Annotated in this window: 9 protein-coding genes; all 9 read left to right on the plus strand. The window is 46.5% G+C overall.

Annotated elements, in window-relative coordinates:
* Positions 1 to 3,967: VWA domain-containing protein (locus tag ACN0T0_RS00005; protein ID WP_417221822.1), on the plus strand; the 3,967-nt coding region annotated here is incomplete at its 5' end.
* Between the two features lie 159 nt (positions 3,968 to 4,126).
* On the plus strand, positions 4,127 to 6,307 hold the full coding sequence (locus ACN0T0_RS00010) for a type I secretion system permease/ATPase (RefSeq protein WP_417221824.1): 2,181 nt from the start codon (positions 4,127 to 4,129) through the stop codon (positions 6,305 to 6,307).
* Positions 6,307 to 7,788 (plus strand): HlyD family type I secretion periplasmic adaptor subunit, encoded by a 1,482-nt coding sequence (locus ACN0T0_RS00015; protein ID WP_417221826.1) that lies wholly within the window; start codon positions 6,307 to 6,309, stop codon positions 7,786 to 7,788. The genes ACN0T0_RS00010 and ACN0T0_RS00015 overlap by 1 nt, the downstream gene beginning before the upstream one ends.
* Before the next feature lie 35 nt (positions 7,789 to 7,823).
* The gene (locus ACN0T0_RS00020; RefSeq protein WP_417221828.1) at positions 7,824 to 9,176 is read left to right on the plus strand and encodes a TolC family outer membrane protein; all 1,353 of its coding nucleotides are present in this window, start codon (positions 7,824 to 7,826) and stop codon (positions 9,174 to 9,176) included.
* A gap of 118 nt (positions 9,177 to 9,294) precedes the next feature.
* A complete protein-coding gene (gene ttcA / locus ACN0T0_RS00025; RefSeq protein WP_417221829.1) occupies positions 9,295 to 10,179 on the plus strand; it encodes a tRNA 2-thiocytidine(32) synthetase TtcA in 885 nt (294 codons plus the stop codon).
* Positions 10,180 to 10,197: 18 nt separating this feature from the next.
* The gene (locus tag ACN0T0_RS00030) at positions 10,198 to 10,650 is read left to right on the plus strand and encodes a YaiI/YqxD family protein (RefSeq protein WP_417221830.1); all 453 of its coding nucleotides are present in this window, start codon (positions 10,198 to 10,200) and stop codon (positions 10,648 to 10,650) included.
* Positions 10,651 to 10,746: 96 nt separating this feature from the next.
* Entirely contained in the window at positions 10,747 to 11,526 is a 780-nt protein-coding gene (locus ACN0T0_RS00035; RefSeq protein WP_417221832.1) for an enoyl-CoA hydratase, read from the plus strand.
* Positions 11,527 to 11,691: 165 nt separating this feature from the next.
* Positions 11,692 to 12,477, plus strand: coding sequence for a thiosulfate oxidation carrier complex protein SoxZ (soxZ, locus tag ACN0T0_RS00040; protein ID WP_417221834.1), 786 nt, complete (start codon positions 11,692 to 11,694; stop codon positions 12,475 to 12,477).
* 89 nt (positions 12,478 to 12,566) lie between these two features.
* Positions 12,567 to 13,226 (plus strand): hypothetical protein, encoded by a 660-nt coding sequence (locus ACN0T0_RS00045; RefSeq protein WP_417221836.1) that lies wholly within the window; start codon positions 12,567 to 12,569, stop codon positions 13,224 to 13,226.
* Positions 13,227 to 13,240 lie beyond the last annotated feature (14 nt).

Below are 13,240 nucleotides of genomic sequence, written 5' to 3' on the forward strand. Positions count from 1 at the left end.
TGATGATGCGGTGTTCGGCGTTGACGTGACCGGCGCGGCGGCCGGATCGACCCTGACCCTGAGTCTGACGGACGGCACGGCGATGGATGCGGATTACTTCAGCGATCCAGCGGCGGGTAACTTCCAGTACAGCACCGACGGCGGCACCACCTGGACCGATGTGAACGGCCCGATCAGCCTGAGCGAAGGCGATAGCAGCCTGCAGGTACGGACCGATACCATTGATGACCTGTTCGACGAAGTGGATGAGACCTTCAATCTGAACGGCACGTTGACCAGTAACGGGCAGGGTTACAGCGCTAGCGCGGTGGCCACCATTGAAGATAATGATGAAACCCCTGTAATAACGTTACCCGCTGCGGTTTCTGTATCGGAGGAAGGGTTATCGGGTGGCTTAGCCGATAATACTGGCGACCCAGTAGATACAACAGATGCGACATTTGACAGTGGTACGTTACGCTTTAGTGACACTGATAGTACGGTGTTTGATATCTCACTGACAGGACCATTAACCGCGCTTAAGAGTGGTGGTGCCGATGTCGATAACTGGGATTGGGATGCGGCTAGTAGCACCTTGACGGGTAGCACATCGACCGGTGTAGATGTTATGACTATTTCGCTGAGCAGTGTGACGACTGATACAACAGGACATAGTGTTGATTACAGCGTGAACTTACTGGCACCACTTGATCATCCCGTCAACAGTACTGAAGATATTATGGATCTTCAGTTTGGCGTCTCTATTTCAGATGGCGTTAACAGTGACGATAGTATCCTAACTGTCAGCGTTGAGGATGATAGCCCGGTTAATGGAGATTTGAGTAATTCCCTTGAAGTACCGTTGGCTTTATCTAATGTCATGCTGATATTGGATTTCTCCGGCAGTATGGATGGCAATAATCTTATCGAAATGAAAGCTGCTGTTATCAGTATGCTGGATTCTTATGATAATACCGGTTATACCGCGGTTCAGATCGTTAATTTCAGCAGCAGTGCTAGCGTGCCAGGTGACGGCGGTTGGATTAGCGTGGCGGATGCGAAAGCTTATGTTAATGCCTTAACCGATGCTGATATGAACGGTAGTACAAACTATGATGCCGCATTAGCTGCAGCTCAAACGGCATTCGTAGAAACCAATGGTTATATTAGCGGTGGCAAAAATATTTCATATTTCTTATCTGATGGTCAGCCAACGACGGGTGATGGTACGACCGGTATCGATGCGACGGAAGAAACTGAATGGGAAACTTTTGTCACGGCTAATCAGATCGATTCCTTTGCGGTTGGTTTTGGTGCGCCATCGATCACAGCCCTTGAGCCGATTGCTTTCAATGGTGCTAGTGGTGTCGAACGTGATGCCATCGACTCAACTCTTGCGGGTACCTCATTGGTTGATGAGCTATTAGCGACAGTGCCTGTTTCAACGCAGGGTAATCTATTTGGCTCACTGTCTAGCGGTGGGTTTGGTGCTGATGGTAACGGGCATATACGTACGGTAAGTATTGACTCGGTCACCTATAGTTACGATGCTGATACAAACAGGATTACTAATACCGCTAATGGTACTGTGGTAAATGGTAACGCCATTACGATTAACACGGCGCAAGAAGGTGTTCTGACTCTCAATATGTCCACGGGCGTATATGAATATGTCACCGACGCAGGTTTTGTGACTGATTATGACGAAGTGATTGGTTTTACCATTCAAGATGCTGACGGCGATGTTAGCTCTGGTACGGTAACCCTCGATGTCAGCCGAGAAGCTCGGCCTGTGCCTACGCTGAATGCCAATGCCGATGACGTGTTCGAAGCCGATATGGCGAGTGGTACGAACAGTATCGGTACGGGTGAAACTGCTACCGGGAATATTCTCTCAGACGATACCATTCCGACAGGCATCTCTCTCAGTAATGTGACAATTGCTGGCGGTACCACAGTGGTTAATGGCAATTTGGTGACCGTTACCACGGCTGAAGGTAATACGCTCGTGGTTGATAGCGCTACCGGGGATTACACTTATACCCTCAATAATGCGATTGATCATGTTCAATACACAGCAACCGGCGCCACTGTTACTTTGGCTAGTGATACATTCACTAATTCTGTCGATGGTTGGGGTGGTAGTAACGCGGTTGAAAGCGGCGATAGACTACTCATTGATGGTAATAATGATACAGCCACTAAGCTGTTTGATTTTGGTAATGCCTATGCCAATCAAACAGTCACAGTTTCTTTCGATTTTGAAGCGACGAGTGATTGGGATGGTGGCAATGATAATTTTGTTGTGACAGTTAATGGTACTGAAGTCGTGAATGACTCCCATTCAGGAGGCTCTCAGTCTTACTCCTTTGATATCACGCTGGATGATCAGGGCCAGGCTGACTTTGAACTGTTGGCAAGTAGTAGTCGGGGTGATGAAGACGCCTATATCGATAACTTTACGATCACTGGACCTGAGATGTCGGCAACACTGACGGATACCGTTGTTGATAGCTTTATCTATGAAACAACAGATCTTGGTGGAGCAGCATTTACTTCAACATTGGATATCACTATTCATGATGATGTGCCAGCCGTGAGTAATAATACGATTGATATTTCCGTGAATGTACCTGAATCGGTGAAAACTAATGTTCTCTTAGTTTTAGATTTCTCTGGAAGTATGAGAGGTAGTAACCTCACCAATATGAAGGCTGCAGTACTCACCATGCTCGATGCTTATGATAATGCTGGCGATACCGCAGTGCAGATTGTTAGCTTTAGTTCTAGTGCAAGCACTTATGCAGATGGAGGTTGGGTGAGTGTGGCGGATGCTAAGGCATACGTTAATGGCTTAACCGATTCCAATATGAATGGTAATACCAATTATGATGCTGGACTCGCGGCGGCACAAACCGCGTTTGCTGAAACAAGTGGTTATATCGCTGGTGCTAATAATGTCTCTTACTTCTTGTCGGATGGTGAGCCTAATACGGGTGGCGGGATCGATGCTGCTGAAGAAGCTGACTGGGAAAATTTTGTCACTGATAATGACATAGATTCTTATGCCGTTGGTTTTGGTGGAGCCGCAGTTACTCAGCTTGAGCCGATTGCTTTTAACGGTCGAGATGGGGTTGAGCGAGATGCGATTGATGCGACCGTTGCGGGTACCTCGCTGGCCGATGAGTTATTGGCTACAGTCGACTCGGTTCAAGGAACCCTGTTTGCGAGTGATGGTAGTTCTGGTGTGGTGTTTGGTGCTGATGGCGGTCATATTTTAGAGCTCACCTATGATGGTGTGACTTATAGCTATGATGCTGCTAACCCAATCAAAACGATAAGTTTGACCGAAGGTGAGATGGATCTGGACTTTACCACCGGAAACTTTACCTATGTCTCTACTGTCCATAATGACGCTGATGTGACGGAAAACTTCATTATTAGTGTTATGGATAATGATGGTGATAAGTCGTTAGATCAGCCGCTTACGCTGTTGATAGAAAAGTATCAAACCACGGCAACTTCAGGTGATGATCGTTTACTTGGCACTGATGGCAATGACATTATTGATGGCCTAGGTGGCAATGATATTCTGATCGGTGGTGAGGGCGATGATCTGCTGATGGGCGGTGTTGGTGCTGATACATTCAAGTGGAACAGTGGTGATCAGGGCAGTGCAACAACTCCTGCAAGTGATCATATTCAAGACTTTAGCGTTGCTGAGGATAAGCTTGACCTGTCTGATCTGCTTGACTCTTTGGGCCTAGCAACTTCGGGTGGTGTGATTGAATCCTACCTGAGCTTGACAGAAAACAGTGGTGACACTGTGTTGAATGTCAAAGACAGCGCCGCTGGCGATGTTGTGCAGGAAATTGTTCTCGATAATGTGAGTCTTGATAGCCTGAGAAGTGATTTGAGTTTGGATTCATCGGCGACTAATAATGATCTTCTGACGCAATTGATTGATCAATCTAAACTGATCGTTTGACCGTTAATGGGTGGCTCTTGGGAGCTGCCCATTTTTTTGTTTATCAATCAATATCGAACAACTGTTTGGTATTTTGTTTGGTGGGAATGTCTTCATCTGCTAATTGCAAACCAATGGGCATGTGAGGTCGTTAGTTTTCCAAAGAGGCAATAAAAAATAGTGGAAGAATCACAGTCAGATTGGGTATTTGGCACTAGCCGAGAGCAGTTTGTTGATCCTTTGCTGGATGCATTGGTTCTCTTGAGTAAATACTACGGGACGCCTGCATCAGAAGACTCTCTGAGTAGTGGGCTACCGCTCGTTGATAACCGATTAACTTTGGAGTTATTTCCCCGTGCAGCGGAACGTGCGGGGTTGTCAGCTCGGTTAGCAGACCAATCGTTGTCAGAGATACATGAGTTACTGCTGCCCTGTGTATTGTTATTACAGAATCATAACAGCTGCATCTTAATGTCTATCGATCAAGATGCGGGCACGGCGCGGATTTTACAATCAGAGAGCGGTGATGGTGAGGTTGAACTGTCACTTGAAGCGCTGCAAGAAATCTATTCCGGCCACCTTTTTTATATACGTAAAAAATATCGTTTTGATCAGCGTAGTCCAGATGTATTAGATACACAGGAAGGACACTGGTTTTGGGCGACATTTCGCAGTGCTGCACCGATCTATCGTGATGTCATGATCGCTTCGTTGTTGATTAACTTATTTGCCATTGCTTCACCTTTATTTGTCATGAATGTGTACGACAGGATTGTACCGAACCTTGCGTTTGACTCACTCTGGGTTTTAGCTATTGGTGTGGCTATCGTGTTTGTTTTTGATCTCATTTTGAAACATCTGCGATCCTATTTTATTGATGTCGCAGGTAAAAAACTCGATCTACAGTTGTCAGCCAAAATATTTGCCAGAGTGATGGGCATCCGTTTGGAAGCACGACCTTTATCCGTCGGTGCCTTTGCAAACAATTTGCAATCGTTTGAAATGATTCGTGAATTCATTACCTCGGCAACTCTAGGGGCACTAATTGATCTACCGTTTGCGCTGTTGTTCCTCTTGGTGATATGGGCCGTCGGTGGACCTTTGGTGCTTGTGCCACTGGTGGTGATGATCATCTTAATCGGCTATAGCCTATATATTCAAAAACCATTAGCGAAGCAGATAGAGTTAACGTCAAAAATTGCATCGCAGAAACAGGCCACGCTGGTTGAAGGTTTAACCGGCATAGAGGCTGTTAAAATCAATGGTGCCCAAAGTCAGTATCAAGTTGTTTGGGAACAGGCTGTTAGTAAAATGGGACAGCACGATATTCAAACTCGTAAATTGGCTAATGGTGCATCTACTTTATCCGGCTTTCTGCAACAGATGATGACCGTGGGAACGGTTGTTATGGGGGTCTACTTAGTTGCTGCGGGTGATTTGAGTATGGGGGGGATTATTGCTGCTGTGATGCTCGGAGGACGTGCTGTTCAGCCGTTGGCACAACTGTCTTTATTGGCGACGCGCTATAATCAAGCCAAGGCTTCCATGAGCCTAATTAATCAGGTGATGGAGATGCCTGTCGAAGAGGAAGAGGGTAAAAGTTATGTGAGTCGCCCTACGCTAAAAGGAAAAATAGAGTTTGATAAAGTTTGTTTTTCCTACCCAGGGCAGCAAAATTACGCCCTGCATGAAGTTAGTTTTACGATTCAACCGGGAGAGCGTGTCGCTTTAATTGGCGGCATTGGTGCTGGTAAAAGTTCATTAGAGAAGTTGATTCTCGGATTATATCAATGCACTAAGGGTGATGTACGTATTGATGGTGTCAATATTGGCCAGTTACACCCGGCAGATCTGCGGCGTAATATTGGTGCGATTATGCAGGAAAACCATCTGTTCTTTGGCAGTATTAGGGACAATATTGTGATGGGAGCCCCTTTTACCAGTGATGAGAACCTGTTACGCGCTGCGCAGTGGGGCGGCGTAACGGCTTTCACTGATCAAGACCCAGAGGGTTTGGAGCGTCAAGTGGGGGAAGGTGGTCGGCAGTTGTCAGGTGGCCAACGTCAATCCGTCGCTGCGGCAAGGGCAATTGTTATGGATCCGCCTATTATGCTTCTGGATGAACCGAGCAGTCATCTTGATCGTAAATCAGAAGTTAGGCTGATGAATCAACTTAAAGCATTGGATCGAAGTAAAACGGTGATTCTGAGTACCCATAAATCAAGTTTGTTAGATGTTGTCGATCGTATTATCGTGCTTGAAAATGGTCGTTTGATTGCAGACGGACCTAAAGCTGAAGTGGTCAATTGGTTGCGTGAAGGGGTCAATCAACAAAAGGCCAAACAAGGGGCGAAATCCTGATGGGTGATTTCAAAACCGATAACGTACCGGCGGCTGTCGAAAAAGAACCATCAAAGGTAAAACGCGCTCTTGGGTTGATGACTCAATCGAAACAGGATAAACATGCGGTCGATGATGGCTTGCATGATTTTATTGATAATGCGGCAGCCAGTGTATTGCTTGATACGCCACGAAGTTCCCAGATTTTGCTATGGGGTGTTGTTTGTTTTGTCTTTGTGGCGATTACTTGGGCTTATTTTGCTGAGTTAGATGAAATTACCCGAGGCGAAGGCAGTGTAATTCCATCGCAACAGATACAGGTTGTGCAATATCTGGAAGGCGGCATACTCAAAGAGTTATATGTTAAAGAGGGCGATAAGGTTGAAGCTGGAGAGCCTTTACTCCGGTTAGATGAAACACGGTTTTTATCCGACTTTAGAGGCCAGGCACAGGAGAAAGCCTATCTTGAGGTTTCGATTGCTCGGCATCGGGCTGAACTCGAAAGCATTATTATCAATGATGTAGAGCCTAAGAGTGGCTGGAAGGAGCAGGTAAAGATTGACCCGCAGCCTATTGCACTCGATGCTGACTGGCAGGCAAAGAACCCCGATTTACTCGACCGAGAGCAATCCCAGTTGAGTGAATATCTGAGAAACCTAAATAATCAGCTAGATATTATTGGCCGTCAGATTGAGCAGGGTGATCAGGAAGCAAAAGAGCTGGAGTCTAAAATTAGCCATCTTTACCGTTCTTATAAACTTGGCCTGCGTGAACTGGATATGACTAAACCGTTAGCAGATGATGGCGTGATTCCAGAAATTGAGCTAATTAAGTTACAACGGGAGCTCAATCGCTATAAGCAGGATCTTGAAGGGGCGAAGCTGCTGTTGCCGAAAGTCCGGCTAAGTATCGAGGAATCGGTTGCGAAACGTCGGGAAATCGCGTTAAATGCCCGAAGTGAAAGTCAGCAAAAGTTGAACGAAAGTCTGGCTCAGTTGAAACAAAAAACTGAAGCGCAGGTTAACTTACGTGATCGGGTTGATCGAACCACCGTTGTATCACCAGTACATGGGACGATTAAAACCATCTCTGTTAATACGATCGGCGGTGTTATACAGCCGGGTATGGATTTGATTGAGATTGTACCGACAGAAGATCATTTGCTCATCGAAGCGAAGATTTCACCTAAGGATATTGCTTTTCTGCGACCTGGGTTAAATGCGGTAGTTCGGCTTACAGCGTATGATTTCTCCATCTATGGTGGATTGAAGGGTACACTAGAGCATATTAGTGCGGATACGATTGAAGATGAAAAGGGTAATCTTTATTACTTGATTCGTGTACGTACAGAGAATACAGATCTTGGGCGGGGGGTTACATCTCTACCCATTATACCTGGCATGACGGCGACAGTTGATATCATGACAGGTAAGAAAAGTGTACTTGATTATCTGCTTAAGCCTATATTTAAGGCACAGCAGCAAGCATTAAGAGAACGATAACGTTTAAATGGACTTTATCCGGGGGGAACGGTTCAATGGGTCATAAAAATAAATTGAGTGCTGGCGCACTGGCACTAATGATGTGGTCGGGTACCGTCTCGTCACAAACATTGGTGGAAGCAACGTCTTTTGCCATTGGAAACTCACCTGATGTGGCAATTGTCAAAAATCAGTATCTGAGTCGTGTCGAGCAGGTTGGCGCATCCAAAGCGGGTTATAAGCCAAAAGTGGATGTGGCATTTGGTTGGGGTGGAGAGTGGACCAATAGCCCAACAACGCGTGCAGCGACTGGCAGTTCTAACTATGTTGATCTCGAACGTGGTGAAGCATCGCTGACCGTGAGTCAGTTATTGTACGATGGCCGACGCACTCGAAATGATAATGATCGGACGACTGCTGAAGCTGAAGCGCATCGCTACCAACTTTGGAATGTGGCAGAAAATACCACCCTTGAAGTGGCCGATGCATACATGTCGGTGATTCATGCGCAAGAAGAGTCCGTATTGGCGGCGGCTAACCTCGAAGCTCATATCGAAATTCTGAATGGTATTCGTAAGCGTTCAGAGCATGGTCTGGGGTCAGCGTCAGATCTTTCTCAGGTTAAAGGTCGACTGAGTCGTGCCCATACTAATTATCTGGCAACTGATAATAATGTGCTTGATGCGAAAGCCCGCTATTACAAAATTGTTGGTCAGGAAGCCGTTGGTTTGGTTAAGCCTGAAGCGGTGGATGAGCATATGCCGGTTGCTTATGAGCAGGCTTTAGAGCGAGCTGGTCGGATTCACCCAACGTTATTGTCGGCTCAGTTAGATGTGGATGCCGCAGTTGCGCAGTTGAAAACCCGTGATTCTGATTTCCATCCTGATGTGCGTTTAGAGCTTGGCGGAACATGGAATAATAATCTAGATGGTACCGAGGGTTATAATAATGACCTTACGGCCATGATTCGGATGCGTTATAACCTATTCAATGGTAATGGCGACGCTTATCGTAAGAAAGCGGCTTACTATCAATTGATGGAAGCGAGTGCTATTCGTGATCGTGCACAACGTGAAGTCGCTGAGGGTATGAGTCTGTCATGGAATGCCTATCAGTTGCTGGAACGTCAGATGGAGTTTCTTGAAGCGCATGTGATCGAATCTGAGAAAACGTTAGACGCTTATCAGCAGCAGTTTAGTTTGGGTCGTCGTACATTGGTCGATTTGCTTGATGCCGAAAATGAGCTCTTTGAAGCGCGTCGTGAACTGCTTAAAGCAGATAAAGATCGTGTCTTGACTCAATTCCGGGTACTTAATGCGATGGGTGAGCTGTTAACAGTTCTTAATCTTGATCGGGAGTCGGTACTGACCGTAGCTGATCAGGCTGAAGTTTCCGCCCAGCGTGACTAAACATCTTTAATCTCTGTGACTTAGTGGTAGCCTGCCCGGGGTGCCACTGATTTGCAGGCTGATTCTTCTATTACAATCCGCTATAATCCCCGCCTTTTTTAACAGCCTGAATGTGTATATGAGCGAAGAACTGGCAAAACAACAGAAAACTCGACTGAATAAATTGCAGAAACGTCTGCGTCGAGAAACTGGCCGCGCGATCGAAGACTTTAATATGATCGAAGATGGCGACAAAATAATGGTGTGCTTATCCGGTGGCAAAGATTCATTTGCTATGTTGGATATTCTGATGAATTTACAGAAGAGTGCGCCAATCCGTTTTGATATCATTGCCGTCAATTTAGACCAAAAGCAGCCAGGCTTTCCTGAGCATGTCTTGCCTGAGTACTTAGCTAAAATTGATGTGCGGTTTCACATTATTGAAAGAGACACTTATTCGGTTGTGAAAGAGTTGGTGCCGGAGGGCAAAACGACCTGTTCGCTCTGCTCTCGTTTACGACGTGGTACCTTGTATGGTTTTGCTGAAGAGATCGGTGCCAATAAGATTGCACTAGGGCATCACCGTGATGATATCCTTGAAACCTTTTTCTTGAATATGTTTTATGGTGGCAAGCTTAAATCGATGCCTCCTAAGCTCGTGAGTGACGATGGCAAAAACATGGTGATCCGACCGCTAGCCTATGCGCGGGAAAAAGATATTGCTGCCTATGCGGAGTTGCGGGCGTTTCCGATAATCCCTTGTAACCTGTGTGGGTCGCAGGATGGATTACAGCGTCAGGTTGTTAAAGAGATGCTGCAGGATTGGGATAAGCATCATCCTGGCCGTATTGAAATTATGTTCCGCTCGTTACGCAACGTCGTACCCTCTCATTTGGCCGATACTGAGCTATTTGACTTTAAAGGATTGCAACGGGGTTATTCCCAAGGTGTTGTCGAGCCTAGCGGGTCGGCTCGTTCGAATTCGGGGCCACTTCCTGAAATGATAGATATCCTTTCACTCTGATTAGCTGGAGTCTACGTTATGAATATCTGGGTTGATGCTGATGCCTGTCCTAACGTGGTTAAAGAGATTCTTTTTCGGGCTGCGCAGCGCACCAAAGTAAATACGGTACTGGTTGCTAATCAGTTTTTGCAGATACCGCCATCCGCTTTTATTAGTGCGGTGCAGGTGCCTGCTGGCTTTGATGTGGCGGATAACTATATCGTGCAGAAGAGCGCTGTTGAGGATTTAGTGATTACTGCGGATATTCCGCTGGCATCTGAGGTGCTTGAAAAGGGGGCTCATGCGCTCAATCCTAGAGGAGAGTTTTATACCCCTGAAAATATTCGGCAACGACTGAATATGCGTGATTTTATGGATCAGTTGCGCGGTTCTGGTATTGATACCGGTGGTCCTGCCAAGCTGAATCAGCAGGATCGACAACAGTTTGCCAATCAATTAGATCGTTTTTTAGTTAAACACCTTTCTGCTTAATGCCATCAATTTAGTCTACTAAATAAGGGTAAACCTTTATTTTTGGATTGTTTTGCTTTAGTTTTTCAATAATTAAAAATAACAATTGAGGTTTCTATGAGCGATGCACTATTGATGCGTGAGGATAATGATGGCATTTGTAAGCTAACATTAAGCCGTCCCGGTGCTTACAACTCCCTATCAATGGAGCTGATGCAAGCGCTGATCGCTGCGTTTGATGCCATTGCTGATGATCACAGTGTTCGGGTGGTTGTGTTAAGCGGCAGTGGTCGAGGTTTTTGTTCTGGCCATGATCTAAAGCAGATGCTGGGTGAAGGTGCAGAGGATTACTATCAATGCACTTTTGATACCTGTTCAGAGCTTATGCAGCGAGTTGTTAACTTACCGATGCCCGTGATTGCGCAGGTACATGGTGTTGCAACGGCAGCAGGGTGTCAGTTAGTGGCGAGCTGTGATCTGGCGGTTGCTGCCGCATCATCATGTTTCGCCACCCCCGGCGTGAATATTGGTCTTTTTTGTTCCACGCCAATGGTTGCCCTGAGTAGGTCTGTGAGTAAAAAACATGCGATGGAGATGTTGTTGCTTGGCGATATGATCAGTGCCGAGAAAGCGGCAGAGATTGGTTTGGTCAACTGGGTCGTAGACGATGATTTGGTCGCACAAAAAGCCTTAGAGGTAGCGGGCAAAATTGCTGCTAGCTCGCGTAAAGCGATTTCGATTGGTAAACAAGCCTATGTCCGTCAGATTGATAAACCGCTTAATGAGGCTTATGCGGAGTGCAGTCGGGTGATGACTGAAAATATGCTCACCCATGATGCAGGCGAAGGTATTGATGCCTTTATTCAGAAGCGAAAACCACTTTGGCAGCATCGTTAAAATAGCATCAAGCCCTTAAAGCCGCAGCCTTGGCTGCGGCTTTTTGCTGCTCCGCTGATGAAGCGATAGACAGGGCCTGCGAGTAGGGTAATATTCGTCTATTGCAAAGGCGAGTCGTATTTGATGGTTAAGGCCGCGATGCTAGAGAATTAAGGATATAAAATGATGAATCGTCGAGCAGTGATGAAAGCGATGATCAGTTGTGGGGCATTGGTTAGTGTTGGCGGGTTACTGCCTCGACAGGTTATGGCGGGATGGAATGCAGCCGCATTTTCGGCAGCGACTCAGGAAAACGCGATACAGATGATGTTTGCGGCAGAGCCTGTGGTTAGTGATGATATCCATCTGCAAGTGCCCCGTGTTGCTGTTGACGGCTCAGTGGTACCGGTATCCGTTACCGTGTCGTTGGCAAATGTTGAGTCTATTAGTTTATTTCTTGAGGGCAGCCCCAACCCTTTGGTTGCTGAGTTTATGCTCCCGGAGGGGACTCAGGCAGAGGTGCTCACTCGTATTCGTATGGCAAAAACTACGGTGGTTACCGCCGTGGTTAAAGCGGATGGTCAACTGCTTAGTGCATCTCAGGAGGTTGAGGTTAAATCGATAGCTAAGCTGGCCCCTTTGCCTACAGAAGCTAATATGACGGATATTATGGCCGTTAGGGCTAAGATGAAAGGGGAAGCGACTCAGGTTAAATTGGCGATAAATCACCCAATGCAAGATGGCTTGAGTTCAGATGAGGCGACTGGTGAGTTGACTTCAGCAGCGTTTCTTCAGGAGATAACAGTACTGCATGGTGAAAAAACAGTTTTCGAGGCCAATCTCGGAATCAATATCGCCGCAAACCCTTTTATTGGGTTTAGCTTTATCGGGGCAGTGAGCGATGATGAGTTGATCATTAACTGGGTTGAAAATACCGGTAAAACGGGTAGCCAAACGGCTGTTATTAAATAATTGGATCTATTTTGCGACCTGCGTTATAAGCGGTACTACTCAGTCTTGCCATCCGTTAGAATAAGCGCAGCCAAACATAGGAGAACATTGTGAATCGAGTCGCTGCATTAACCTTTCTTAGCCTGTTTACACTGGCGGGTTGTAACGCTGCTAATGTGCAGCCAGACAATGCGTCAATGGCTGAGTCACCGGTTGCCCCAGCAGCTGTTGCGGTGGACCAGGGGGCGCAGTTTGATCAACTTAATAGCCGTATTACCCTGTTGCAGGAACAGTTTCTTGAACTTAAAGTGCAAAATAGTGCGGTTGCTGAGCGGGTGCAATTGTTGTTGACTCAATTTCAAGTACTAGCGCAAGAGGTGAAGCGATCCTCCGGTGCAACTCCCGCTGCCGCGCCTCCTAATAATGAAATGCAAGAGATGATGGCGCGCTTAGACCAGCAACTGATTGAGCTGCAACAACTAGCACCGGAACTTGGCGGAGGTGACCCCTTTAAATTGGCTAGTTGCTATACCGCTAAAGGTCAGTGGGTGATGATCCGTTATAATCGTTTTTCTGGTGAGAGTTGGATTTCCGCAGCGAATAGCTGGCAGCCTTTGGAAGAGGCAGACGCTCCTGCGATTTCGTCCTACGATGTTCAGTTGTTACGTGCTAACGGTGATGTAAAAGGCTATGTAGCAGCCCGTATCGATCACAATACTGGTGAAAGTTGGTGGCTGAATCAAACTACCTGGGTTAAGTATCAGCCATAAACGCGACCGACCTT

Source organism: Amphritea sp. (genome assembly GCF_048266285.1).
Taxonomy (GTDB): Bacteria; Pseudomonadota; Gammaproteobacteria; order Pseudomonadales; family Balneatricaceae; genus Amphritea.